The sequence below is a fragment of the Glutamicibacter sp. NPDC055354 genome (assembly GCF_053644955.1).
Genome location: NZ_JBSHMB010000001.1, coordinates 1,093,600 through 1,119,393 on the forward strand (window position 1 = coordinate 1,093,600; position 25,794 = coordinate 1,119,393).

At 59.7% G+C, this 25,794-nt stretch carries 17 protein-coding genes and 2 tRNA genes; 6 read left to right on the plus strand and 13 right to left on the minus strand.

Translation table 11 applies throughout. The features are described 5' to 3' along the window. Window positions 1-4: 4 nt before the first annotated feature. The 4 genes from ACWICV_RS05015 to ACWICV_RS05030 form a co-directional block, all read right to left on the minus strand. A tRNA-Met gene (locus ACWICV_RS05015) sits at window positions 5-78 on the minus strand. A gap of 464 nt (window positions 79-542) precedes the next feature. Beyond that, a tRNA-Met gene (locus ACWICV_RS05020) sits at window positions 543-616 on the minus strand. 62 nt (window positions 617-678) lie between these two features. Next, entirely contained in the window at window positions 679-3,714 is a 3,036-nt protein-coding gene (locus tag ACWICV_RS05025) for a UPF0182 family membrane protein (RefSeq protein WP_105657496.1), read from the minus strand. 130 nt (window positions 3,715-3,844) lie between these two features. After that, complete coding sequence (locus ACWICV_RS05030) at window positions 3,845-4,792, minus strand: YlbL family protein (RefSeq protein ID WP_402470756.1); 948 nt, start codon at window positions 4,790-4,792, stop codon at window positions 3,845-3,847. Between the two features lie 349 nt (window positions 4,793-5,141). Here ACWICV_RS05030 and ACWICV_RS05035 point away from each other — a divergent pair, with 349 nt between their 5' ends. Further along, on the plus strand, window positions 5,142-6,569 hold the full coding sequence (locus ACWICV_RS05035; RefSeq protein WP_332731220.1) for a zinc-dependent metalloprotease: 1,428 nt from the start codon (window positions 5,142-5,144) through the stop codon (window positions 6,567-6,569). 61 nt (window positions 6,570-6,630) lie between these two features. Here the strand turns inward: ACWICV_RS05035 and ACWICV_RS05040 are convergent, their stop codons facing one another. From ACWICV_RS05040 to nudC, 3 genes are all read right to left on the minus strand, one after another. Continuing rightward, window positions 6,631-7,242, minus strand: coding sequence for a SprT-like domain-containing protein (locus ACWICV_RS05040; protein WP_454090657.1), 612 nt, complete (start codon window positions 7,240-7,242; stop codon window positions 6,631-6,633). Window positions 7,243-7,367: 125 nt separating this feature from the next. Continuing rightward, window positions 7,368-9,491 carry an ATP-dependent DNA helicase UvrD2 gene (locus tag ACWICV_RS05045; RefSeq protein ID WP_454090656.1) on the minus strand — a complete coding sequence of 708 codons (2,124 nt, stop codon included), beginning with the start codon at window positions 9,489-9,491 and terminating at the stop codon, window positions 7,368-7,370. Next, window positions 9,488-10,324, minus strand: a complete 837-nt coding sequence (nudC, locus tag ACWICV_RS05050; protein ID WP_286134184.1) for an NAD(+) diphosphatase — start codon at window positions 10,322-10,324, stop codon at window positions 9,488-9,490. The genes ACWICV_RS05045 and nudC overlap by 4 nt, the downstream gene beginning before the upstream one ends. Before the next feature lie 259 nt (window positions 10,325-10,583). On the opposite strand from nudC, the gene ACWICV_RS05055 reads away from it, so the two are divergent. After that, window positions 10,584-11,894, plus strand: a complete 1,311-nt coding sequence (locus ACWICV_RS05055) for a phosphotransferase (protein ID WP_400288331.1) — start codon at window positions 10,584-10,586, stop codon at window positions 11,892-11,894. Window positions 11,895-11,917: 23 nt separating this feature from the next. Here the strand turns inward: ACWICV_RS05055 and ACWICV_RS05060 are convergent, their stop codons facing one another. The 3 genes from ACWICV_RS05060 to ACWICV_RS05070 are packed head-to-tail and all read right to left on the minus strand — an operon-like array spanning window position 11,918 to window position 18,830. Next, window positions 11,918-15,235 (minus strand): ATP-dependent helicase, encoded by a 3,318-nt coding sequence (locus tag ACWICV_RS05060; protein ID WP_454090655.1) that lies wholly within the window; start codon window positions 15,233-15,235, stop codon window positions 11,918-11,920. Further along, window positions 15,232-18,444, minus strand: a complete 3,213-nt coding sequence (locus ACWICV_RS05065; RefSeq protein WP_454132737.1) for an ATP-dependent helicase — start codon at window positions 18,442-18,444, stop codon at window positions 15,232-15,234. The genes ACWICV_RS05060 and ACWICV_RS05065 overlap by 4 nt, the downstream gene beginning before the upstream one ends. Next, a complete protein-coding gene (locus ACWICV_RS05070) occupies window positions 18,441-18,830 on the minus strand; it encodes an MGMT family protein (protein ID WP_166650728.1) in 390 nt (129 codons plus the stop codon). The genes ACWICV_RS05065 and ACWICV_RS05070 overlap by 4 nt, the downstream gene beginning before the upstream one ends. Before the next feature lie 88 nt (window positions 18,831-18,918). Between ACWICV_RS05070 and ACWICV_RS05075 the strand changes: the two genes are divergently transcribed. From ACWICV_RS05075 to ACWICV_RS05090, 4 genes are all read left to right on the plus strand, one after another. Continuing rightward, window positions 18,919-19,602, plus strand: coding sequence for an exonuclease domain-containing protein (locus ACWICV_RS05075; RefSeq protein WP_454090653.1), 684 nt, complete (start codon window positions 18,919-18,921; stop codon window positions 19,600-19,602). 246 nt (window positions 19,603-19,848) lie between these two features. Beyond that, the gene (locus tag ACWICV_RS05080; RefSeq protein ID WP_400288337.1) at window positions 19,849-20,841 is read left to right on the plus strand and encodes a methionine ABC transporter ATP-binding protein; all 993 of its coding nucleotides are present in this window, start codon (window positions 19,849-19,851) and stop codon (window positions 20,839-20,841) included. 3 nt (window positions 20,842-20,844) lie between these two features. Further along, window positions 20,845-21,510: a methionine ABC transporter permease gene (locus ACWICV_RS05085; RefSeq protein ID WP_105657507.1), complete on the plus strand. Its 666-nt coding sequence runs from the start codon at window positions 20,845-20,847 to the stop codon at window positions 21,508-21,510. Window positions 21,511-21,613: 103 nt separating this feature from the next. After that, window positions 21,614-22,462 carry a MetQ/NlpA family ABC transporter substrate-binding protein gene (locus ACWICV_RS05090; RefSeq protein ID WP_400288339.1) on the plus strand — a complete coding sequence of 283 codons (849 nt, stop codon included), beginning with the start codon at window positions 21,614-21,616 and terminating at the stop codon, window positions 22,460-22,462. A gap of 175 nt (window positions 22,463-22,637) precedes the next feature. Here ACWICV_RS05090 and hemL read toward each other — a convergent pair whose 3' ends face one another. The 3 genes from hemL to ACWICV_RS05105 form a co-directional block, all read right to left on the minus strand. Then, complete coding sequence (hemL, locus tag ACWICV_RS05095) at window positions 22,638-23,945, minus strand: glutamate-1-semialdehyde 2,1-aminomutase (protein WP_400288341.1); 1,308 nt, start codon at window positions 23,943-23,945, stop codon at window positions 22,638-22,640. A gap of 4 nt (window positions 23,946-23,949) precedes the next feature. Next, window positions 23,950-24,933: a porphobilinogen synthase gene (gene hemB, locus ACWICV_RS05100; RefSeq protein ID WP_400288343.1), complete on the minus strand. Its 984-nt coding sequence runs from the start codon at window positions 24,931-24,933 to the stop codon at window positions 23,950-23,952. A gap of 62 nt (window positions 24,934-24,995) precedes the next feature. After that, the gene (locus ACWICV_RS05105; protein WP_400288345.1) at window positions 24,996-25,787 is read right to left on the minus strand and encodes a uroporphyrinogen-III synthase; all 792 of its coding nucleotides are present in this window, start codon (window positions 25,785-25,787) and stop codon (window positions 24,996-24,998) included. Between the last annotated feature and the right edge of the window lie 7 nt (window positions 25,788-25,794).

Below are 25,794 nucleotides of genomic sequence, written 5' to 3' on the forward strand. Positions count from 1 at the left end.
TTCGTGGCGGGGAGAGGATTTGAACCTCTGACCTCCGGGTTATGAGCCCGGCGAGCTACCGAACTGCTCCACCCCGCGTCGGTAAATACAACATTACCAACTGGTGAACTCAATAGCGAATCGAAAAGAGTGTCCTTAATCGCACTACGCCTAAATGTCCGACCTGATCCGAATTATCCTTTGGTTATATCCAGATGCCTCGGCCCGGCGTTACCCGGGTTTCAAAGACCCCAGGGTCTTCCGCCGCATGATTGCACACTCCGGCGGGTAGCCCGTCGCCACAAGGTGCCTGAGAGTCTGCTGCGATCACCCTAGCCCGCTCAGGGGGAGATTCTCGGGCCTTCCAGCGCCCGGGGCACTGCGGTCGGCCTGGAACTGCGTCAACCTTCGGCCCCAACTTACACATATGCCGACGACCGCCCCCCTCCCGTACATGGGTTGACGGCAGTTCCCGCATCAATTCACGGGTACTGATCCGGCAACGGGCAACTTGCAGATTAACACAAAATGGAGATCCGTTAGAATCTCCATTTTGCCATTCGTGGCGGGGGCAAGATTTGAACTTGCGACCTCCGGGTTATGAGCCCGGCGAGCTACCGAACTGCTCCACCCCGCGATGACTAGACAATTCTTGCATCATCGCGGAGTGAAAGCAAATCGGTCAGCTGGTGCTAGTGCTTAGCCTTCAGCACCGTCCTGGGGTGCTGGCGATTGGGCTGCGTCCTGATTTTGTCCGTCGTCCAGTTTCACATCCCCGTCAACCTCGGTGCCGTTGATGGCCGCATCTGCGTCCATCGCGCGGGTCAAGGCATCCTCCAACTGCTTCTGCGATTCGCCGTAGGCTCCGAAGTCACTCTTGGCCAGCGCTTCCTGGCCATTCTTGATGGCTTCATTCGCATCAGCCAGAGCTTCGGAGAGCTTCTGGGTATCAGTCTTGGTTGGTTCCTTCTCGCCCTTTGGATCATCCTCTGGCGTAACGCCTTCGGTCTCACCAGTCACTGCACCGGACTCACCGCCGAAGACCTCATCCAGTGCTTCAGCCAAGGTATCGGCGAAGCCAACCTTGTCGCCGAAGGAAACCAGGACCTTACGCAAGGTCGGGTAGCTGGTCTGTCCCGAGGACTGAACGTAGACCGGCTGAACGTAGAGGATACCGCCGCCAACTGGCAGCGACAGCAGGTTGCCGTTCTTGACCTCCGAAGCACCCTGACGCAGCAGGTTCAATTCAGTGGTCACGCGTGTGTTGGTATCGAAGTTCTGCTGTGCTTGGCCTGGGCCAGGAACCGCAGTATCTCGTGGCAGCTCGAGCAGGCGCAGCTTGCCGTAGTCTTCGGCCTTCGCCCCAGGTTCGGAGCCGGCATCGGCGTTGGCCGAAAGGAAGCCGAAGAGCACGTTGCGCTGCTGGCCGTTGGCCGCGGCAGCAGGGATAAACGTCGAGGTCAGCGAGAACGACGCTTCATCCTGGGTCGGCATCTTCAAGGACATGAAGTATGGCGGCTGCTTCACGCCAGCGGCGGATGAGGTCGGATCATCCGGTACAGCCCACGCATCGTTGGACTCGTAGAACGCGTCCGGGTTGTCCACGTGGTAGGTGGTTAGCACTTCGCGCTGCACCTTGAACATGTCCTCAGGGTAACGTACGTGCTCCATCAACTCAGCCGACATGTCATCCAACGGGTTCAATGCCGTAGGGAAGACCTTCTGCCAGGACTGCAGGATCGGGTCTTCGGTGTCCCAGGCGTAAAGCTTGACCGTTCCGTCATAGGCGTCGACGGTGGCCTTCACCGAGTTGCGCAGGTAGTTCACGCGGCCGGTCAAAGACAGGTCCTGCGCATTAGTCAGCGAGTCGGTCACTGCCGAGTCCAATTGCTGCTGCTGCGAATACGGGAAGTCGTTGGAGGTGGTGTAGCCATCGATGATCCACTGCACGCGGCCATCAATGATGGCAGGGTACGCCTGGGAATCCAACGTCAGGTACGGAGCAACCTTGCTCACGCGATCTCGAGGATCACGATCGTAGAGGATCTGCGATTCGCTATTGACGTTCTGTGAGAGCAAGAGGTCAGTGGAGGCGAACTTCAGTGCGTAGACCAAGCGGTTGAACATGTTGCCAACGTTCGGACCGCCATCGCCCTGGAAGGTATAGCGGGTGTCTTGGTTCTCGCCACCGGTACCTGGACGGTCAAGTTCCTGGTCGGTCCATCCCTCATCCGGCCCGCCGACAATGGAGTAGGACGGAGAATTCTCACCGAAGTAGATCCGCGGCTCGTAATCCTCGTCGGTAATCAAATCACCAGAGGTCGGGATGCCACCGAGCATGAAGTCCGGACGACCACCGGCAGCCACGCGGTTACCGTAGGCAGCCACCAGGCCGTAGCCATGGGTGTAGTTGATGTGCTGGTTCACCCACGTGTCGGTTGGGTCCACGTTCACTTCACGGGCGGCAATAACGGTATCTTCCACCTTGCCGTCGATCTCGTAACGGTCGACGTTAAGGGTCTCGGCGAAGGTGTAGTAGCCGCGGAACTGCTGCAGCTGCGCGAAAGCAGCCGAAACCAGGTTTGGATCCAGCAGGCGGATATTCGCGGTGGTTGAGGTTTCCTCGGCCAGCGCATTCTTCTCAGTCGAGATCTTCGCATCGTAGTCAGTAACTTCGACATCATCGAGACCGAAAGCCAAGCGCGTCATTTCGATGTTGCGCTCAATATAGTCGCTCTCCAACGCCCTTTGGGAAGGGACCACCTTGTACTGCTGGATCAGGAACGGGTAGACGCCGCTGGCAACGATCATCGTTGCTACCAGCATGGCGGTGCCGATCAATGGCAAACGCCAGCGACCGTTGATTGCCGCAATCACGAAGGTGATGGCGATAAGGACTGCCACAATGGCCAGAATCATCTGTGCAGGGATGACAGCGTGGACATCCTTGTACAGTGCACCGGCGACACGGCCGGACTGGTCGGTGAGGGTCTCGTACTGGCCGATCCAGAAGTTCACAGCCTGGAAGATCAAGAAGACTCCGACAACAACTGCGGTGTGCACCCGAGCGGCCTTGCCAACGGTTATGCCGCCACGCTCTTCAACGCGGATTCCGCCGTAGAGGTAGTGGGTCAGCAGACCAGCCACGCCGCTGAGCAGCACGACCGAGATCAGGAAGCCGTTGACCAGTGCGATGAATGGAAGGGAGAAAACGAAGAAGCCCAGATCCATGTTGAACTGGGGGTCAGTGCTACCGAAACCGACCTGGTTGAAGAACAGCAAGATGGTCTGCCACTGTCCGGCCACGGCAACGGCAGCGAAAATGCCGATCACCAATGGAATGCCAACCATCAGGAATCGGCGGACTGGTTCCAGCTGGGCCTGGTAGCGCGACATGGAATCAGGTCGGGTCGAGTTTGGCGCATAGACAGGGCGGTGCTTGTAGGCACTGCGCATCGAGAACCACATTGGAACCGCCATCAGCACCAAAGCGATCAGGAAGATCACTAATTTGGAGATCCGCTCAGTCCAGTAGACCTCGGAGAAACCCAGCTGGTTGAACCAGAGGATATCAGCGTAGAAATTCGACAAGAAAACGAAGACTGCGACGAGAATGACCACCGCGAAGATGGTCAGGGTCAGCGGCGAGGCTTTCTTGCCCGAAGGGTTGGAAGGTCGTTGTGGTTCTTGGGGCCGCGGCGGACCCCCGAACGGACTATCCGATCCGAAAGACACTATCTATTCCTTACTTTGGGTTCTTCCCGTTGTTCCCAACAAGAGAACTCGTGTACCTAATTCTTGGACGGGCGTTGTGTACGAGACTGGTTTCCTTGCATCACATTCTTCCCTTGATGCCCGGCTAAATCTATTCGCATGTCGTGAAAGTCGCCGGGTCTTCACCTGCGGCGATCTTCTCCAATGCCTGGCGAGCTTCTGACAGGGTTGCAACCTTGATGACATCCAGTCCGGCAGGAATACGCCCTATGGCTTCAGCGCAGTTGTCGGCTGGGGCCAAGAAGACGGTTGCTCCGGCATTCTTCGCCGCCACCATCTTCTGGGCGATTCCACCGATTGGACCGACCTTGCCATCGGCTGAAATCTCACCGGTACCCGCGATGTGGTGGTCCCCCGCCAATGAGCCTTCCGTCAGGCGGTCAATGATCGCCAAGGCAAACATCATGCCGGCGCTGGGACCGCCAACATTTTCCAACCCGAAGCTCACATCGATAGGGAACTCGTATTCGTTGCCCAGGAAGACACCCAACTGGCGTTCGCCATTCTCGGCTTCCTTGGTGTTCACAGTGACATCTACGTCGCTGTAGACGCCATGCTTATCCGGTCTGCCAACGGTCAAGGTTGCTGGTTCTGCACCGCGGGAATTCAGTTCTTCCTTCAGCTGTTCCAGCGAAGTGATCCTCTCTCCTTCGAATTTCAGAAGGCGATCCTTGGGCTCAAGCACTTTTTCATTCGTGCCGGTGGAGAACTCAGCGACCGTAAGCCACTCGGTAAAGCCCTGATCCAGCTCGGCCAAAGCCGCTGCCACAGCCAAGTCCTGCGATGAAGTCATCATGAAATCATTTTGTTCATTCTTCTCTTCCGAAGAGACACCACGAGAAATGATGGTTTCTTCAGGAACTAGATCCTTGGCCGGATTGACCAATGCTTCAAGTACGACAGGTATGGTGATTCGGTTCTGCCCGCCACCCTGGACGTAAATGGTCAACAGATCCAAGACGCTCTCCGAAGGGTATGACTGGGCTCCCTTGATGGAGACCACATCGTGCCCGTTGTCCTCGCCAAGAGTGTTAAACACTGGGCCAGGCGACCGGATCATGAAATTCGTCGGGAGAAACATCATGACGCCGATCAGGAGGAGCGCAACGACGCCGGAGCTGGTGCGTTTCATGGTTTTGGAACCTCGCGGAGTACGGCTGGAATCGCCTGGCTCCAAAGTCGAGTCTTGTGGTTCCTGTACGTGCACTGATCCTGCTCCCGCCAACTGTCAAAAAATACGCGGATCCGTCCTTGCAGACATCCCCACCCTTAGCCTACTGAAGCCCTGGGTTTAAAAGCATCAGCATCAAGGCGTATTCGATGTGCCGAAAGCGAACTGAAGCCCAGATTCATGGGAACTATCAGCTACTCGCGGTAGTTTTAAAGGCATGGCACAGAACCCCCCGAATAACCGCCCTAACGGCGATGACGACGAAAACAATCAGCAGGACCCATTTTCTGCAATGTTTGGTCAGCTCTTCGGTGGCGGGTTCGACCCGAATGACCTCCCGCCGCAGCTTCGTGATGCCCTTGGTGCTCAAGGCGATCCGGCTGCGATGCAGAAAATGATGCAGCAGGCCCAGGCCATGATGTCCGCGATGATGAGCAATAACGCGTCTTCCGGTCCGGTGAACTGGAAGCTTGCATCCGACACCGCTTTGCAGGCATATGCCAGCGATGATCCGGCGGTATCGGACGCGCGCAACAACGCCATCAGCGATGCGTCAAACCTTTCTGAACTGTGGCTGAACAACGCTACGGTGTTCGAGTCGAACGGCCGCTCGACCGAGGCATGGACTCGTAAACGATGGTATGACAAGACCCTGGCCACCTGGAAGCAGGTCACCGAGCCTGTTGCCGAGTCGGTAGCTAACGCAATCACCACCGCGATGAAGGATCAGATTCCCGAAGAGATGAAGGGCATGCTCGGCAATTCCGATGGCATGTTCCGCAATCTCGGAGCCAGCATGTTCGGCATGCAGCTGGGCACTGCACTGGGCGGCTTGGCAACCGATGTGCTTGGCGGCACCGATATCGGCCTGCCTTTGGCAGGAACCACTCCAGGCATTATCGCGGCCAATGTCAGCAAGTTCGGCGATGGCCTTGAAATCCCAGAGCAGGAAGTCCTGCTGTATGTGATTCTGCGGGAGAACGCACACGCACGATTGTTCAACCGGGTCCCTTGGCTAAGCTCCAAGTTGATTGGTGCCGTGGAATCCTATGCTCGGGGCATCCATATCGACATGTCGCGCATTGAAGAAGCAGTACGCGGTATCGATCCGTCCAACCCCGAAGCGCTGCAGTCGATGCTGGGTGAAGGATTGTTCACCCCGCAGCGCACCCCCGCTCAGGAGAAGGCTCTAGAAAACCTAGAACTGACGTTGGCATTGATCGAGGGCTGGGTTGATCATGTGGTCTCCTTGGCCGCCCAGAACCTTCCATTTGCTGGTCACCTGCGCGAGACGATGCGTCGCCGCCGTGCTTCGGGTGGCCCAGCTGAGACTGCCTTCGCATCTCTGGTTGGCCTTGAATTGCGCCCACGCAAGCTGCGCGAAGCGGCTGCCCTGTGGGAGCACTTGTACGACGAACGTGGAATCGAGGGCCGTGATGCCGTATGGGATCACCCAGATCTGATGCCTACCGCGGAAGACCTCACCGATCCCAAGGGCTTCACGCATCGCCGTGAAGTTGCCGCGACCGAGTTCGACGACTTTGACGCAGCACTGGGTAAGCTTCTGGACGGCGGCTTCGACAACGCTGAACCCGAAGCCGAAGGCGATGACGGTTCAGGGAATCCAGAGGATCCGAAGAACTGATTAGATCGAAACCTCGAAGGAGGGATGTGCACGAGTGCACATCCCTCCTTCGTGCATTGAGCTACTGTTCCTCGTCATGGCCGAAACCCGAAAGTTCATCCTGGGCCCGGCCCAATTCCTTGGTGTGAGCGTTGTATCCTGCGTGGAATGCCTCCAAGAAAATATCCGCCTGCGCTCGGCGTTCGAACCGGTTCAGCAAAGCCTGGAACCTAGGTCCGTGGCCGGCCCGCGGGACCACCAGATGCGCAAGCTCGTGGACTAGAACATAGTCCTGCACCCAGCTGGGCATATGCTGCAACGTGACCGATAAGCGGATGCTGCGCTGCCGATATGAAGCCGAACCCCAACGCTTATTCTGGTTGGCTACCCAACGCACGGATTGCGGCGCGGCTTCGCCGGCGAAGTACTGCTGGTCAAGAGATGCCGCTCGGCGCTCCAGCGCATCATCGGTATGACCCGCGGTACGCGCTTGGCGTCCCTTGCGATACTTCGAGATCATCTCATCAACGAAAGCGCGTTCCGTTTTTTCGTCCAGCGCTGCAGGGACTTGGATAATCAGCCGGTTATCGCGCCACTGGGAGGAAATGGTCTTCTTGCGCTTGGCCGAGCGGAGAACCCGCACTGGAATTTCATCCGGCGCTACGAAGTCGACGGAGTTTGGAAAAGCTGGCATTGCATTGCGCCTCTTTCCTCATCTATGGCAGCGGCCGGGGACCTTCCTGTCCGCTCACTACGTGATCTCTAAGCTACGTCCTAGCCTGAACAGCTTCGGACCAATTCGCCAACTTGTGGAGAACCCTATACGCGGCGCTCGCCAACGACCGCAAGCACCGCCTCGCCATATCGTTCAAGCTTGCTACGTCCCACCCCGGGAATCTTCGACAATCCCTGGATTGAATCCGGCTGGTGCTCCGCGATGGACATGAGGGTTGCATCGGTGAATATGACGAATGCCGGGACCGCGTTGGATTGGGCAACCTCCGATCGCCATTCACGCAAAGTCTCAAACAACGCTTCATCATAGGCAGCAGGGCACGAGGCGCAACGTTTGAGCTTTCGCTCTTTTGCACTGGTCAAGAAGGATCCACAGGTCATGCAGACTGCGGGCGTGATTTTCTGTTCGCGTTTGCGGTAGGTGGTCTGCTGCCTGCTGCTGGCTTGGCGTACCGATTTAATTCCATCGAGGAATCGTGATGGGTATCGGTGCGCGCGTCCGCCCGGGGTCCTTGCCAGCGACCAGGACAGGTACAGGTGCTTCCGTGCGCGGGTAATACCCACGTACAGCAGCCGCCGTTCTTCATCGAAGCCCGCTTGGTCCTTGGCATAGGAGATCGGGACCAGGCCTTCGTTCAATCCAACCAGGAATACAGCATCCCATTCCAGCCCCTTGGCTGCGTGGAATGATGCCAAGGTGACGCCATCCAGAGTTGGCGCGTGCTGGATCGCTGCGCGGTCTTCCAATTCCTTGACCACATCGTGCAATGTGGCATCAATGTCTTGTTCTTTTTTAAGCGCAACGACTTCGTCGGCCAGGCGAACCAGTGCCGACATCGATTCCCAACGCTGGCGCACCGCACCAGTGCCGCCGCTTGGGGCATTCGCCGAGTAGCCGTGCGAGGAGAGCACATCGCGCACCATCTGCGCAACCGGAGTATCTGCGGCGACGCTCAAGCCGGCCCGCAAGGCCAGCATCCCTTCCTTGACTTCGCGACGGGAGAAGAACCGCTCGGCACCACGCATTACGTAGGGGATGGAATACGCCGTCAGTGCTTGCTCAAAAGCCTGGGACTGCCCGTTAGTGCGGTACAAGATGGCAATCTCGGAGATGTCCTGGCCGCTTTTGAGCAGCTGCTTGATGCGCTGGGCGACTTCCTCGGCTTCATTTTCGTCATCCGTCGCTTCAAAGAATTCAGGGGCCGGACCGTGATCGCGTTGCGCGATGAGTTCCAGTGGTTCAGGCCAGGTCACGTTACGGTCAGGGACTTGGGATTCAATGCGCCGATTAGCAAGCACCTTATTCGCCAGGTTCACGACTTCAGGAGTGGAGCGGTAATCGCGTACCAGCTTCACGACCTTTGCTTCCGGAAACCGTGTGCCGAAGTTCAGCAAGAAGTCTGGGCGTGCACCGGTGAAAGAATAGATGGTCTGGGAGGCATCGCCCACCACGCACAGTTCGTTGCGCTGGCCAAGCCAGAGATCCAGGAGCCGTTGCTGCAACGGCGAAACGTCCTGGTACTCGTCGACGACGAAGTGGCGGTACTGCTGGCGTACACTGGCTGCGACTTTTTCATTGTCTTCAAGAATTGCAATGGTCAGCAGCAGTACGTCTTCAAAGTCGATAACTCCGCGGTCATCTTTGAGCTCTTCGTAGGTCTGGAAGATGCGGGCCATGCTCACTGCTTCGAGACCGTTGGGCAGTTCTCGGGAAGACGCAATCTTGGCGTAGCTTTCCGGGGTATGCATGGAGACCTTGGCCCATTCGATTTCCGCAGCCAGATCACGGACCATGGCGCGGTCGCTGGAAATGCGCAGGCGACGCGCTGCCTCCGCAATGAGCGGGGCCTTGTGTTCTACCAAGTTCGGCAGGGTACCGCCAACGGCCTGCGGCCAGAAGTACTGCAGCTGGCGCAAGGCAGCTGCGTGGAAGGTACGCGTCTGCACGCCGGGTGCGCCGAGCTGACGCAAGCGGGTACGCATCTCCGCAGCTGCACGCGTGGTGAAAGTCAGCGCGAGAACACTGGTCGGGTTGTAGATGCCAGTATGCACGCCGTGGGCGATCCGGTGGGTAATTGCTCTGGTCTTGCCGGTTCCTGCGCCCGCCAGAATACACAGTGGACCGCTGAGGGTTTCAGCTGCTTGCCGCTGTTCAGCATCCAGTCCCGCTAGCAAATTGTCTGCTGGCGGATTGTCGTATTCGGTCACTTGCTCAGGGCCTCCGGAAGGGGTTCGCCGTACCAAGTACGGATCAATGCGTGGGCTATCGAGACTCCGCGCGGTATATCTATTGTTCCTGATTCCAGAGCTTCACGCAGTTCGGCTCGTGTGAACCAGCGAAGGTCCATGATTTCTGCACCATCCGGAACCAGCTCTTCGCTCAAGGCTTCAGCAGCGAAACCGAGCATCAGCGATCGCGGCATTGGCCAGGGCTGGGAACCGCGGTAGGCGACCTCTCCAATACGCACACCGGATTCTTCAAAGATCTCGCGGCGCACAGCAGACTCCAGGGACTCCCCTGCTTCGACGAATCCTGCAAGCACCGAGTACATCCGGTGCTTGAAGGTGGCGTTGGATCCGAGCAGCAATCGATCTTGGCTGTCGATCACCGAGGCAATGATTGCCGGGTCGGTACGTGGAAAAAGCTCGTGGTCATTGTTCACGCAACGCTGGCCCCACCCGAAGGTGGCAGCCCTAACGGGTGAACCGCAGCGTGGGCAGAATTTCTCTGAACGGATCCAATTGGCGATCGCCTGCGCTTCAACGAAGAGTTCTGCATGCAGTTCATTGAGCAGGTTGAAGCCTTCACGTAGCGTCGTCCAGCGCTCGATGCCGCTGGAGGCATAGTCCTCGGCATCAACGAGAGCCAGAACGTATTCCGTGCCTGATGCACGCCCCAGGTACACCTGGCGCTCGGAGTCTTTTGCGAGGTAGTCCGTGCCGTTGAGAAAGAAGAGATCAGAGCCGATAGTTGCCGCGCCACCACCACTGATCAGCAGCACCTTGGTGCTGCGCTGCTTAAATAGGCCAGGCAAAAGCATCGGGTCTTGCTTTTCGGTCAGTGGGCGCTCAATCAGAGACTGTCCGAAGTGGAGTCCGGTAAGTGGGGTTCGATAAGTTTCTGCCAGAGCCATACCTCTAACCTAATGCACGTAGCGCTCCAGAATCTTGATGCTTGCTCAATGTGGATAGCTGTTGATCAATGAGATTCGTCGCAACTCTGAATGTTGCCGGTGAATCCCGCCATATTCCGTGCGTCATTCAACGATAGAAAAGGGAATCTCGCATACGGTGGAACTTGTGAAACGCACTGCCATGGAACTCGCCGCAATTGCCACCGCCGCCGTCCCCGGATTGACTCCGGTAGGCTTCGCGGCGCTGTCCGACGATGCAGAAGATTTTGACTCAGCATTGATCGTCGACGCACTCAAGCATCGCTGGCGCGTTCGTTCACCTCGGCATGACGAGGCAAGCATGCGTCTGGAAGCAGAGCTTTCGGCCTTGCGCGCTTTCTCCGCCAAGGTCCGCGCTTCACTGCCGTTTTCCTTGCCTGCCGTAGCCGGCACCGTGCGCCAGGGCCCACTGCGCACCTTTGTCTACAAGGATATGCCCGGACACGTTCCGACCCTCGATGAATTGGTTGATGTCGGCAGCAACCTGGCCAAGTCGCTGGGCCAGTGCATGGCTGCCATCCACCAGATCCCAGATGAAGCTGTTGAAGTGGCAGGCCTGCCGACCTACACTGCCGACGAGATTCGCCAGCGCAAACTCAACGAACTGGATACCGCCGCGGCTACGGGCAAGGTGCCAAGCGGTTTGCTGCGCCGTTGGGAACACGCCATGGAGGACGTGGCGCTGTGGCGTTTCAACGCTGCCGTAGTTCACGGCGACTTCGATGAAGAGCAGCTGCAGATTTCCCATTCCAGCATCACTGCAGTCAAGGGCTGGACAGATTTGCACGTCGGTGATCCCGCTGATGACTTCGCTTGGCTTTCGGCCATAGAAGACCAGAGCTTCAGCGAGCGCGTTTTCACCGCCTATGTCGAAGCCCGCGGCAAGGCTGCGGATCCGCACATCATGCGTCGCGCCGCGCTGGCCGCCGAATTCGCGCTGGCGCAGTGGCTGGTGAAGTCTTTGGATTCCAAGGACTACGAGCGCATCGCCGAGGCCGAAGAGATGCTACGCGAATTGGACCAGAACATCGCGGAGTACGGTGGCCAGCCATTGTCGGTCGTGGAAGCTCCGCGCCCTTTGGCTCCCCAGCCAGAAGCACCGGCCCAGAAGGCTCCGGAAAAGCCGGCCGCCGTCGCCGCGCCAAGCATTAACACCGACAAGGTCACTCCCCTGGCAGCGGAATCGCCGAACTCCGCAACACCCCGAAGCACAGCGTCCAATGTCCAGGCCGCGCCAGGGGAGTCTGGTGACCAGCCAAAATCTGATGCTGTTCAGGCTGATGCCAAGAACAGTTCGCCTGCGAAGGATGAACCCGCCTCCAAGGCCGCCGAACACGATAGTGATGCAGCGGAGGCCGAGTCAGCTGCCGCACGGCCAATGAGCACGGCTGAGCCTGCTGAAAAGAACAACAAGCCTGTTGAGGACGCCGAGAAGTAAAGACTTCCCAGCGTCCTGAGCGGCTAGCCTTCGAGCTGTTCAAACGCGCTGCTGATCATCTGTTCCAGTTCTTGCTCATCGGAGAGATACTCCGCGTGGATCGTAATGCCCGCCGCCACATAGTAGAAGGCGGCCTTGATCTCCTCTAGCGGGATTCCGTGCAGGCGTGACCAGCCCAGACGATACACCGCGAGCTGGACCAGCTTGCTCTTCAGATCCTTGCCGCTAGGAACTCGACCGGTTTTCCAGTCCAGCATCAGCCACGTACCGTCGTCCATCCGGAAGACGGCATCAATGCGGCCACGCACAGCCACCGGACCCACACGGGTCTCCAATGGAACCTCGACATAGGCCGGCTGCAGCTTGGACCATTCGCTGGATAGGAACGCTTCCTTCATGGATTCAAGGTCCAGCGCCTCATCAAGATAGCCATCTGCCGGATCCTGCAGGTCTCCCAGATCAAGCATTGACGTCTTCTCGTAGAACTCTTCAATCCAGGCATGGAACGCGGTACCGCGCCGTGCAGCGAGCCCCGGTCGACGCGGCACCGGGCGTCGAAGGTTTTCCAGTACCCCAACCGGGTCCTCGGCCAGCTCGACAAACAACGAAGCACGCACATGCTCTGGTGCCTCGATGCTGCGCTCACGGCCAGCCAAGAACTCGCGCTGGCCTAGAAGTTTCTCGGCTTCTTCAGCCCACTGCCTCCCGAAGCTGGTCAGCGGCTCATGATCTGTTGGAACGGATTCGAGATCCTTCGCCACTTCCGCAATGACATTGCGCCGTGAATACGGGTATGGAGTCTTTTGCACTCCCCCCGTGACGACGGGGCCTTCCAATGGATCGTACGGCCACAGCGCTTCAAGGGGCGTCAAAGTGCTCGGGTTTTGTTCCGGCGCTTCTTCGTCCTTCACCCAGACCCCGATCTCCGCCTGGGGTTCCTCGCCTTCGGCCAGCGGAAGCAAACAGGTGAAGAATTCTGATGGCTCGGTTGGCTTGGTACGGGTGCTCGTCCAGACGCTGCTACTGCAAATCAGCAATGACTTGGCGCGGGTCACCGCAACATAGGCCAGGCGACGCTCTTCGGCAATGTGGTGGTCCTCTACCTGGTCCTTGAAGACCGATTCGGCTTCCAGCAGTTCCTTCAAGGCCGGCTGTTCGGTGTCCCATTGGGGCAGGTCGCGGGCGTCGCCACGGATTTCCCAGGGCAGCGCTTTGTCACCGCTGGTCCACCGGTCGGATTTGGAACCCGGGAACACCCCGTCGTTCAAGGTCATCACCGCCACGATGTCCCATTCCAATCCCTTGGACGCGTGAACCGTCAGCAATTGGACTGCCGCGGGGTCAGCATCTTCGCTTGGCAGCGGTAGTCCCTTTTCCTTTTCGGCGGCCTGTTCCAGCCACATCAAGAAGCCGGACAGTTCAACGCGTGGCGCATTGCGGCAGTATTCGCGCACCACATCGGCGAAGGCATCGAGGTTGGCTCGCGCCTTGTCTCGAGATATCCACGGACGGGCAGCCACCTCGATGTCCAGGTTCATGGCGCGTTCGGTCTCGCGAATCAGCGTTTCAAGGTCGTCATTGGCCAGCAGCCGCAGGCCGGCGAGTTCATCGCGCAGAGCCGCCAAGCGCTCGTAGCCCGCTGCGCTAATGGTCCTGCCGTCATTGCTGGTCCACCCTTCCCTGGGCAGGAAGTCCAGTGCTTCGACGAGGCTGGCCGCATCATTGAGTTCGGCGCGGGCCGCCTCGGTCACTGCTTCTTCGGGGCTCTGTGCCTCTTCGCTTTCTGCCGGGTCTGGCTGCAGCCCGCGGGCTCGCCGCCGTTCCAGCTGGCGGGACCAATCGGCGAAGGCCATCAGGTCTGCGGCACCCAGCCGCCAGCGCGCTCCAGCCAATAAGCGCATGAGCTTGTCGGAGCGCAGAGGGTCAACCAGCACGTGCAGGTACGAGACCAGGTCGGTGAGCTCAGGGGTGCTCAGCAATCCGGATAGTCCCACGAGCTGGTATTTGATGCCCCGCTCAGCGAGCACCTCGCCCATGATGCTCAACTGGGCACGATTTCGCGAGAGCACCGCACTGGTCTTCGGCTCGGAAGATGCCCTATTCTCGGCAACAATCATGTCAGCTATGGCTTCTGCCTCGTCGCGAACCGTTGCGCAACGGTTGAGCACCACACGACCTGGCTTGGCATGCGCCGAGGAATCCAAGGGCTTGACCGAGACCGGGCCTTGATGCTGCGGCCCGCCGGCGGTGATGCTATTCGCTGCCGCGAGCACGTTGACGGTATTGCGCCATGCGATGGTCAGGTGCTTCACGTGGGCGACGTCCCGGCCTGTGTCCCGAACAATCGGGAAGACTTCTGGGAATCGGAACAGCTGTCCGGCACTGGCCCCGCGGAATCCGTAGATGGATTGGTTAGGGTCACCCACCGCGGTGACCGGATGGCCTTCGCCATAGAGTTGAGAGAAAAGCACCATCTGCGCGTGCGAGGTGTCCTGGAATTCATCCAGCAGCACCACCTTGTGGCTAGCCCGTTCGGCGAGCGCAGCTGCCGGCACCTCCTGGGCGATACGCGCTGCGTGGGCCACCAAGTCGCCGTAGTCCATCACCCCGAGGCGCTTCTTTTCCCGGGCGTACTCTTCAGCCAACTCAGCGATGGTGGCACGTGAAGCCAGCGTGTCGATGAGCTTGAGGGCTGCTTGGGTAGTTTTTTTGGGCTTCTCTGCGTCCATCGGCAAGGTGCGCAGGCGTGCCACCAGTTCATCAATCCACTGATGGGCCTCCGGTGCGGTGACCAAGTGCTCGGATGCTTCGGAACTGAAGGAAACGATGGCATCAATCAGTGTGCTGGTGGCACTGTTCAGGTGCTCGTAGTTGCCGGTGTATCTTTCCAGCACCGAGTGGGCCACCTGCCATGATTGGGCCGCGCCCAACAAGGCACTGTCTTCTTCAAGGCCAAGCCGCAGCCCATGGTCTTGGACCAGGGTGTTGGCGTAGGAGTGGTAGGTGGATACCGCAGGGTCCAGGAAGTCCCGGGTTTCTTCTGGGCTGAGCAGACCGGTGGCCACAAGCTGCGCGATCTTGGCACGGATACGCACGGAAAGCTCTCCCGCTGCCTTGCGGGTAAAGGTCACCCCGAGAATCTCTTCCGGCCGGACCAGCTGGTTGGCTACCAGCCAGACGACTTTATCCGCCATGGTTTTGGTCTTGCCCGAGCCGGCGCCGGCGATGACCAGCATCGGTTCCAATGGCGCAGCGACTATCTCAGCCTGCTGCGCAGTGGGCGGAAACTGCTCGCCCAGGGCTGCGGAGAGTTCTTCTGGAGTGAATCTGATATTGCTCATGGTTCGGTGACCTGTCGTCCTTGGGCGCACAAAGGGCAGATTTCGGGCAGCGTGCAGTTGCCGAGGATTCCCGCGGCTCCCGAAACGTGCCGGGTGATGAATTCACTGTTTCCCATCAGCGAGGCAGCTTCGAAGATGAGCGTGCGGGCCCAATCTTCTTCACCAATTGATGGTTGTTCACGGACCGAGGCGCCCTTGGTGCTGGTACCGACGTAGACCAAGGATGCGCCGGCTGGCTCATCCGGGAGTCCTGCAGTTTCCTCGTGATCTTGCAATGCACCGAGCTGGATTGCGGTTTGGTAGACGCCTAGCTGCGGGTGTTCCAAGGTTGCGTCCTTGGATGGCGCAGTGGAACCGGTTTTCAGGTCAACGACCCTCACCTTGCCGTTGGCGTCAGCTTCGACGCGGTCGATAATTCCGCGAAGCTGGATATGCGTACCGTCAGGGGCTGGGACCTCGATCTGGAACGGCATCTCGCGAGCCACCAGTTCGCGTCCTTCTTGGCGCATGGTGACGCAGTAGGCGGCGAACTTCTTGAGCATGCTATTGGCACGGTCGAAGTCCCTTTGACCTTCCCAGTTCACCAGTTTTTCCAGCTCTGGCCAGCGTTGCTCCAGGATCTGCTGGTACTCGCTTCCGCTTGCATCGGGATGCTCTTCGGCGATGGAGTGGATCAGCGTACCCAAGGAGGCCGCGAAATCGCGGGCAGCGGTTCCACCAGCGCTTTGCACAAACCAGTTCAGCGGCGATTTCACCAGGGTTTCCACCTTCGACGGTGACACCCGCCGAGGCTGGTCTTCCGGGATAACCGGTTCATGGGTAGTCAGTTCGCGCAACCCCCACCAGGAACTTGGATGCGCTCCTCGCACCGGGCGCTCTGCCTGAGCCAGGCGTCCAAGCACGTGGGTGGCGTCCTGGTACAGGCTAGCTGCTTCCACATCGTCCGGCGCTGGCACTGCCCCAAGGCCGGCGGCCCTGGCTCTCTCGGCAGTGCTGCGCAGCTCTGCCACCAAGGTTGGAAGCGAACGGATGCGCGGAACCGCGGTTGGTTCCCTGCCTTCTGGCCCCGGTGGCTCGACCAGGTCCAGGAACGAGGAAGGCTGGTTGTCCTCGTTATCGACCGCCGTGCAAATCAGCTGGTCTCCAGCACGGGAGACGGCATTGCTGAAGCTGCGCAATTCGTCGTTGCGGATTTGGCGTACCAAATGCGTTGGCGTTCGGGTGGCCAGGAATTCAATGCCATGCTCCGCGGCGTCGGCGAGCGCATTGGAACCGAGCAGCTCGCCACGGAGCCGGAGGTTGGGCCAGGAGCCTTCTTGCAGCCCGGGGATAAAGACCACTGGCCATTGCTTTCCGGCAGCGGCAGCGGTAGTGAGAACCGTGACGGTTTGCCCACTGGCAGCACGGGTTGCCAAGGAGTCCATGGGCAATTCCTGCTGCAAGATGTGCTCGATGAACTGCTGGACGCTGGCGCCGGGAAGCTGATCCACAAAGCGTTCTGCGGCTTGGAAAAGCGACAGGACAGCATCCAGGTCATGATCGGCGCGGCGGGCGGCAGTGCCGGTGCCCAGGGCCTCTTCGCGCCAGGCTTTGGCCCGGCCCGAGGCCTCCCACATCACCCAGAGCGCTGTTTCCGGTGTAGCGGTTCCGCTGGCCAGTTCGTCTTGCAGCGCAGAGTACATTTTCAGCAGCCGGTTCAGTCCGTAACCCGGCTTGCCCAATTTCTCGGCCATTACCGGTTCACGCAGGCAGGATTCAAGCAACTCCTGGCTGGAGCGGCGTCCGCCGGCTGCGGCTTCCTGCTGGCGCAGGAGCTGGCGGATCCGGCGGATTTCCAAGGCGGTGCTCATCCCATAACGCGACAGCAGCAGGGTCTGCATCAGGAGCGGGTCATCGGTGACAGAATCGCTGAACGCCAAATTCAACAGGTCAAGCAGCGGACGGACCGCACCTTCATCCTTCAATGGAATCTCGGCCGGCGGCACCTGCACGCCGATTCCCTGGCCTTCAAGAAAACGGCTGAAGGAGCGCACCTGTGAACCGTTGCGCACCACAATCGCAATTTCAGCTAGGCTGCGGTTCTCGTAGAGGTTCAGATGCACTATCCGCTGGGCAATGAAACGTTCTTCCAAGGTGGAATTCTCGAATACCAATACCTGGCACAGTTCGTGTTCCGGCACGTTCAACGGCTCAATAGCCCGTCCGCGCAAGCCTGCAGCCAGCGGCACGCGGCTGACGATCCGTTTCCATGCCTCGGTGATCTGTCCAGACATTCGATAGCCGTGGGTCAGTTCGAGGCACGTCGCTTCGCCAGCACTCGAGTAATTCTGTGCGAAACGATGCAATTCGTCGGTGCGGGCACCGCGGAATCCCTGGACTACGCTGTCGGGTGCAGCGAAAGCGACCATGGCGCGGTCCTTGCCGAGCAGAGCCAGGAGGCGGTGCTGCGACAGGGTGGCTTCTTGCAGGTCATCCACGAGGATCAGGGCCAACCGGTCCTGTTCTGCGTGCAGGAACGCTTCATTGTCTTCCAGAATTTGTGCCGCCCGGGTAATCAGCCCTGCCGGGTCGAAGGCTTCGGCGCTGCCCAAGTCCAGCAGGTCGCGGTATTCCTGGTAGAACAGCGCCGCAGCGTGCCATTCGGGGCGGTTGGCTTGCTGGCCGAGGTCAGCGATGTCGGCAGGTTCCAATCCCAGCTCTGAAACACGGTCGAAGAACTCGCGGATTTCCTTGCGGAAGCCGCGAGTCCCTACTGCAAGCGCCAGCTCGCTTGGCCACTGCGGTCCTTCGGTGAGGCCTTCGGCATGGCCCTCCAGCAGGTGGCCGATGAGGGTGTCCTGTTCCGGACCGGAGAGCAAGCGGGGAACGCGTTCGAGCTGGGGCAAGAGTCCTTCAACGCGGGCACGGCGGATCAAATCAAAGGCATAAGCCGACCAGGTGCGAACCACCGGTTCGGTGAAAGTCCGTTCTGCTCGGCGGCTGAGCTCATCACGGATCGAGGCAGCGGTCAGTCGAGTTGGCCCGATGATCAAGAGGGCCTGCGGATCGAGCCCGGCGTCAAGGTGCGCAACGGCGGTGTCGATGAGCAGATGGGTCTTGCCCGTACCCGGCGCCCCAGTGACCAGGACCGGGCTTTCCACCGAATGCAAGTGGCCACGGACCGAGGTGGCTTCTTCGCGGGGCTGGCTTCGGGTCTCTTCCATACTCATAGTTGATCATCCATCTCGGACATTTTAGGGTTGCCCAGCGCCGTACGCAGCGCGTCAATTTTTTCCCACGCCCAGTCGTTGGGGTTCCAGCGGTATCTATTCATGTTCACGTGACGGCCAGGTGCTGCCAGTTCTTCTGCGATCCAGTGCCGTTCTGCTGCTTCGGCAAGCGCATCGGCCATGGAACCGTTGGAGCGGATAATCCGCCACCATGGTGTCCCTTCCGGCGCGCTTGCCATCGCCTTGCCCGTCTGGCGTGCTCCCCCGCTTCCGAGAAGTTCTGCCACGTCCTTGTAGCTGAGCACCGCCCCTGCCGGGACGAGTGCTGCGAGGCGATGCACCGCCTCTGAATAGTCCAGGGGCTTTTCGGCTGCGTCAGATGTCATAGCCCTATTCTGCCAATTAGCTTGCAGGACTCCACAACACGCAATTCGCAGGGCCGTCCTGTCCCGCCTTGGCTGTAGCGTTATATCCATGACTGAATGGCACAAGGGCCTGGCAATTGGCTTTGATTTGGAAACCACTGGTGTTGATACCAATACTGCACGCATCGTTACGGCATCGGTTGTCTTGCTGGATGCCGATGGCAAAGTGGTGAACAACCGCGAGTGGCTGGTAAACCCCGGGGTCGAGATTCCAGAGGCCGCGGCCGCAGTTCACGGAATCTCCACCGAGAAAGCCCGCGCCGACGGTGCCCCGGCGAAACAGTCCGTTCAGGAGATCTTAAATTTGCTGAAGTTCGCCTCGGAGCAAGCGCCAATCGTTGCTTTTAATGCTTCGTACGATTTCTCAGTGCTCTACAGCGAAGCCGTTCGCTACGACCTTGAGCCGTTTTTCCCGGGCAATGTGATCGATCCGTTCATCATCGACAAGCAGGTTGACAAGTTCCGCAAGGGGAAGCGCACCCTTGCGGCGGCTTGCGAGTTCTACGGTGTAATCCTCGAAAATGCGCACACCTCGTTGGCCGATGCAGTTGCCTGCGTCGAGGTCGCTCGCCAGCTGGGCGAACGCTATCCGCAGTTGCAAGTAGATCCGATGGTGCTGCACGGCTGGCAGATCGGTTGGGCGAAAGAACAGGCAGAAAGTTTCCAGAAATACTTGCGCAAGACGAAGCCTGAAGCTGTTGTCGACGGCGCTTGGCCTATCACCGAGTCGTAAAGATTGAAATAATCAGCTTCTTGTGCCCCGTTTCACATGGGGTCAACAGGCCTCGCGACCACCATGCGGAAGCCAATCGTTCATTTTCTGTCACAAATCAACAAATTATATTCGAAGGCTTCCCCATTAAGGCCTCATACTAAGAATCTTGACTGTAATTTCCCCTTGATTCGGGCGATTTTGTTCGATGATGATTCAATGGAGGGTACTCTCTACACCCTTTGAGAATCTGAAGGAACACGCCTAGTGATCACAGTCAGTGACCTGCGCAAGGTCTACCAGCAAGACGGCAAGGATGTTGTTGCCCTTGATGGTGTCAGCCTTGAAGTCCCTACCGGGAAAATTCATGGCATCGTCGGACATTCCGGAGCGGGTAAATCCACTCTCGTCCGTTGCTTGACCTTGCTTGACCAGCCCACATCCGGAACCGTTGCCGTTAACGGCAAGGAGCTGACCAACGTCAGCACCGACGAGTTACGGAATGCGCGACGTCGAATTGGCATGGTTTTCCAGCACGCGAACCTCTTCGACTCGCGCACCACCGAGCAGAATGTGGCATACCCGCTGGAGCTTGGTGGCATGCCCAAAGCCGAAATTGATGCCAAGGTCGCTGAACTCCTGGAGCTCGTGGGCCTGACCAGGTTCGCCAAAGGGTACCCATCCCAGCTTTCCGGTGGCCAGCGCCAGCGCGTTGGTATCGCCCGGGCGCTGGCCACCGATCCGGATGTCCTGCTCTGTGATGAGCCGACCAGTGCCTTGGATCCGAAGACCACCGATGAAATCCTCGATTTGGTCAAGAAGCTGCGCGATCGGTTGAACATCACCGTGCTGATCATTACCCACGAAATGCACGTCGTGAAGCAAGCCTGCGATTCCGTTTCGCTGCTGGAAGGCGGCAAGATCGTGGAGCACGGCAATATCGAACAGGTCATCACCAACGCCGAAGGCACTTTGGCTTCCACGTTGCTCCCGCTTCCGGGCGACGCACCACGCGTCGAGGGGGAAGGACCAATCCTGGACCTGCTCTACACCGGCGGCCAGGCGACCCAGCCTGTCATCTCTTCCATTGCCCGCTTGTTCAATACCGATGTCAATGTCTTGGCTGGTTCGGTCGAGCAGCTTGGCAACCAGCAGTACGCGCACTTGCGCCTGCAGCTGGCTCCCGACGCGGATCTGGATGCAATCGTGAACCACCTGAAGTCCACCGGCATCGCCGTAACCGTGAAGGGAGCCAAGTAAGCAATGGATTTCTTCACCCCCACCGTACTCAAGGCCGTAGGCCAAGCGACCGTCGAAACCCTGCAGATGGTCTTGATCTCAGGTGTGATCACCGTGATCATCGGACTGCTGCTGGGTATCTTGCTGCATGTCACTGGCAAAGGCGGACTGGCGCCGGTCCGCTGGCTAAACGCGATTCTCTCCACGGTGATCGTGAACATCACCCGTTCCGTCCCGTTCGCCATCTTAATGGTCGCCCTGATTCCGTTCGCCGCGATGCTCATCGGCACCGCGCTGGGCCCGATCGCTGCCTCGGTCTCTTTGACCATCGGCACGGTCCCATTTTTCGCCCGCCTGGTGGAAACCGCCTTGCGCGATGTTTCCGCTGGCAAGGTCGATGCCGCGCTGGTGATGGGTTCCACCAAGCTGCAAACCATTCGCAAGGTCCTGGTGCCTGAAGCCATGCCCGGCATCATTTCAGCCGTCACCACCACTCTGGTGACCTTGATCGGCTACTCCGCGATGGCTGGCTTGGTAGGCGGTGGCGGTTTGGGTCGTCTGGCCTACAACTACGGCTACGTCCGCTACAACATGCCCATCATGCTTGCGACCATCGTGATTATCGTGATCATGGTCCAGCTGGTGCAGGTCATCGGTGATGCGATCGCCCGCAAGGTCGATCACCGCTAGTCAAAACTTCCGCCGGTCTATCCGGCGGAGCCGTGGAACCGCTGAGGACACGGCAAATCCACTCGCATCGTGCCTCACGGCTCTACCTAAGGAAAGACAAGTTATGCGCAATAAACTCGCACTCGCCATCACCGGTGTTGCCACCGCATTCGCCCTGACCGCTTGCGGCAGCAGCGAACCAACTGCTGATGCTGCAGCGACCCTGGATCCGGCAAACCCTACGGTTATCAAGGTAGGCGCCAGCCCGGTCCCACAGGCAGACATCCTGAACTTCATCGATGAGAACTTGGCGAAGGAAGCCGGCATCGACTTGGAAGTCATGGAGATCGATGACTACGTCACCCCGAACACCGGACTTGCCGACGGCTCGCTGGATGCCAACTACTTCCAGACCGAGGCCTACCTGGCTACCGAGATGAAGGAAAAGGGCTACGAGTTCGCGCACGGCGCTGGCGTCCATGTGGAGCCAATGACCGTCTTCTCGAAGAAGTTCAAGGACGCCAAGGACGTCGCAGAAGGCACCAAGGTACTGCTGAACAACGACCCGGTGAATCAGATCCGCGGCATGCGCGTCCTGGAAGAAGCAGGGCTGCTGCAGAACCTCAGCGATGATGATTCCCTGCTGACCGTCAACGGCAACGCGGACAAGAACCCGCTAAACCTCGAAATCACTGACGCCAACGCCGAGCAGGTCGTCCAGTACTACAAGTCCGATGATTCCATCGGCTTGGCGGTCATCAACGGCAACTACATCGTCCAGGCCAAGCTGGACAAAGCAGAGATGCTTGCCCAGGAGTCGGGCGAGAACAACCCCAACGCCAACTTCCTGACCTGGCGCGACGGCGAAGAGACCCCGGCTGTTGCGAAGCTTGAAGAGCTGTTGCACTCCGATGAGGTCCGCGATTACATCGAGAAGACCTGGACCGACGGCAGCGTTATCGCCGCTTTCTAATCCGGTTTCCAGCCACGGGGCATTCCCGAACGCGTGAACCTTGACTGCCCGAGTTCCATATACGGAACTCGGGCAGTTCCGTTTCCCGCCGTCTTTCCAGGCTTAAATAAGCCAGGGCCAGGCAAGCACCTCACGGTGCCTGCCTGACCTGGCTGTTGCCCTCGGGAGCCTGCGATTAGGCCGTGGCGGCCGCAGCGGCCCGGGCAGCTGCTGGGAGGGCCGCGAAGATCTTCTCCATTGCGGCATCGTCATGGGCCGCCGAGACGAACCATGCTTCGAAGACGCTTGGCGGCAGGTACACCCCGGAGTCCAGCATCGAGTGGAAGAACGGTGCATAGCGGAAGGCTTCCTGCCCCTGCGCATCAGCGTAGTTGCGCACTCCCCTTTCGGAGGTGCCGAAAGCTACCGAGAACAAGGTACCGGCGCGCTGGATCGAGTGGTCCAGGCCAGCGGCATTGAAGGATTCGGTGATGGCACCCTGCAGCGCCTCGGACTGCTTGGCCAGGTGCGCGTAGACGTCCTCGGTCGCGTGTGTCAGCTGGGCGATGCCGGCAGCCATCGCTACCGGGTTGCCCGACAGCGTGCCAGCCTGGTAGACCGGACCCAATGGTGCCAGGTAGTCCATGACCTCAGCGCGTCCGCCCAGGGCCGCGGTGGGCAAACCGCCGCCGATGACCTTGCCGAAGGTGTAGAGGTCTGCGTTCCAGCCCTCCTCCTTGCCGGTCAGGCCCCAGTAGCCCGATGAGGAAGCGCGGAAGCCGGTGAGGACCTCGTCGAGGATCAGCAGCGCGCCGTGCTTGGCGGTAGTTTCCTTCAGGAACTTGTTGAATCCGTCCTCTGGAACTACGACACCCATGTTGCACGGAGCAGATTCGGTAATCACCGCAGCGATATTCGCACCGTGCTCGGCGAAGGCGGCCTCGATGGCGGCGCGGTCGTTATAGGGCAGCACCAGGGTCTCTGCTGCCGTGGCAGCGGTCACGCCGGCGGAACCTGGCAAGGCCAGGGTGGCAACACCCGAGCCGGCGTCGGCCAGCAGGCCATCGAGGTGGCCGTGGTAGCAGCCGGAGAACTTGATGACAAGGTCACGGCCGGTGTAGCCGCGGGCCAGGCGGACGGCGGTCATGGTGGCTTCGGTGCCGGTGGAGACCATGCGCACGCGTTCCACCCCGCCCATGCGGGACTTGATCAGCGCGCCGAGCTTGGCCTCATCCGGAGTGGATGCGCCGAAGGACAAACCGCGGTCCACGGCCGCGTGCACGGCAGCCTGGATCTCCGGGTGGGCGTGGCCCAGCAGTGCCGGACCCCATGAGCACACCAGGTCGACATACTCCTTGCCGTCGGCGTCGGTCAGGTATGCGCCCTTGGCGCCGACCATGAATGGAGGAACACCGCCGACCGAACCGAAGGCGCGCACCGGGGAGTTCACGCCACCTGGCATGACTTCGCGGGCTTCGGCGAAAAGCTTTTCAGAGTTCGACATGTTATTACTTGCCTTCCTTGAGCCAGCCGGCAACTTCGGCTGCATAGTAGGTGAGGATCTGCTGGGCACCGGCGCGCTTGATCGACAGCAGCGATTCAAGCACGGAGGCCTTGCGGTCAATCCAGCCATTGGCGGCAGCGGCCTCGATCATCGAGTACTCGCCGGAAATCTGGTAGGCGGAGACCGGAACTGGGGAAATATCGGCAATATCGCGCACAATATCCAGGTAGCTCATGGCCGGCTTGACCATGATCATGTCCGCGCCTTCGGCAATATCCAGTTCAGCTTCCAGCACCGCTTCGCTGCGGTTGGCCGAATCCATCTGGTAGGTGCGGCGGTCCCCCACCAGCTGGGAGTCCACTGCCTCGCGGAACGGGCCGTAGAAGGCGCTGGCGTACTTGGCGCTGTAGGCGAGGATGGAGACGTCCTGGCGCCCGGCAGCATCCAGTGCCTGGCGGATGACGCCGATTTGGCCGTCCATCATGCCCGACGGACCCAGCATGTGGGCGCCGGCCTCGGCCTGGGCCACGGCCATCTGGCCGTAGATTTCCAAGGTCGCATCGTTATCCACGTTGCCCTGGGCATCGAGCACGCCGCAATGGCCGTGCGAGGTGAATTCATCCAGGCAGACATCGGACATGACCACGAGTTCATCGCCCACCTCGGCGCGCACCGCGGCAATGCCGCGGTTCAAGATGCCCTGCGGGTCCAGACCGGCCGAGCCATTCTCGTCGCGTACTTCCGGGATGCCGAAGAGCATGATGCCACCCAGGCCCAGCTCGGCCGCGTTCGCCGCGGCAGCCTTCAGCGAGTCCATGGTGTGCTGGTAGACCCCTGGCATGGAGGTGATCTCGTTGGGTTCGCCCAGTCCCTCGCGCACGAAGGCAGGCAAGATCAGTTGGCGTGCCGAAAGCTCATTTTCTGCCACCAGGCGGCGGATGGCAGGATTCTGCCGCAACCGGCGCGGGCGATGCTGAGGGAAACCCATGGCTCCTCTTTCTCCAGTTCTCATAACTTCTTATTCCGTTGTGCACGCTTCCGGCCCCGGAGTTACCGGTGCCGGAGCAAATCTTGGGCCGCACGGGCCAGGCCCTGCGGGGTGGGAGCGGAGGCCACGGCATGCACCGGCAGCCCGGCACGCTCCATGGCCCGGGCCGTTGGATGGCCAATCGCGATGGTCTGCAGCTTCCCGGGCAGCTGCGTCCCTGCCAGCTGCACGAAGCGGCGGACCACGCTGGGCGCCGAGAAGACCACCAAATCCTGTTCTTCCAGTCTGTCACCGATCCGGTTCGCCGGTAGGACGTTGAGTCCGGCTGCCGCTTCCGGCTCAGTCACCGGGGTGCCGGGCGCCGGGGCATCCACGGTTTCATAGGCAATGAATTCGTTGACCTGCACCGGGTATTTGCCCAGCCCATCAGCCAGCGTGGAGCTGGCCAGATCGCCGTGCGGATAGCAGATCCTGGCACCCGGCTCAGGGATCCATGCCGCAAGCATGCCGGCAGCCGATTGCTCTTCAGCTTCGAAGTCCACGCTGCGGCCCAAGTGCCGCTTGATGGCCTCGGTGGTCTTCTCTCCAACCGAGGCCAGACGCAGTTGCTCCGGCAGGAGCGCTCCAGCCAGGACCTGCTGCACCACCTTGACGGTATTCACCGAGGTGAAGACCAGCCAGGAGTAGTCTCCGGCGACCAGATCGCTGGCCATGCGCTGCAATGCGCTGCGGTCGGCGGGCCAAACAGTTTCGATCAGCTGGGCGCACCACGAGGTGATGCCCAGCCGATCGAATTCCTGCACGGTGGCCGCGGCACGTGCCGGGTTGCGCAGGATCAGTGCTTGATAAGCCATGGTCCGG

Coding starts and splice junctions, on each gene's coding strand:
- ACWICV_RS05035 (WP_332731220.1), top strand. CDS start 5,142: ATGGCACAGAACCCCCCGAATAACCGCCCTAACGGCGATGACGACGAA.
- ACWICV_RS05065 (WP_454132737.1), bottom strand. CDS start 18,444: ATGAGTATGGAAGAGACCCGAAGCCAGCCCCGCGAAGAAGCCACCTCG.
- hemB (WP_400288343.1), bottom strand. CDS start 24,933: ATGGGTTTCCCTCAGCATCGCCCGCGCCGGTTGCGGCAGAATCCTGCC.
- ACWICV_RS05090 (WP_400288339.1), top strand. CDS start 21,614: ATGCGCAATAAACTCGCACTCGCCATCACCGGTGTTGCCACCGCATTC.
- nudC (WP_286134184.1), bottom strand. CDS start 10,324: ATGCTTTTGCCTGGCCTATTTAAGCAGCGCAGCACCAAGGTGCTGCTG.
- ACWICV_RS05070 (WP_166650728.1), bottom strand. CDS start 18,830: ATGACATCTGACGCAGCCGAAAAGCCCCTGGACTATTCAGAGGCGGTG.
- ACWICV_RS05040 (WP_454090657.1), bottom strand. CDS start 7,242: ATGCCAGCTTTTCCAAACTCCGTCGACTTCGTAGCGCCGGATGAAATT.
- ACWICV_RS05085 (WP_105657507.1), top strand. CDS start 20,845: ATGGATTTCTTCACCCCCACCGTACTCAAGGCCGTAGGCCAAGCGACC.
- ACWICV_RS05075 (WP_454090653.1), top strand. CDS start 18,919: ATGACTGAATGGCACAAGGGCCTGGCAATTGGCTTTGATTTGGAAACC.
- hemL (WP_400288341.1), bottom strand. CDS start 23,945: ATGTCGAACTCTGAAAAGCTTTTCGCCGAAGCCCGCGAAGTCATGCCA.
- ACWICV_RS05105 (WP_400288345.1), bottom strand. CDS start 25,787: ATGGCTTATCAAGCACTGATCCTGCGCAACCCGGCACGTGCCGCGGCC.
- ACWICV_RS05060 (WP_454090655.1), bottom strand. CDS start 15,235: ATGAGCAATATCAGATTCACTCCAGAAGAACTCTCCGCAGCCCTGGGC.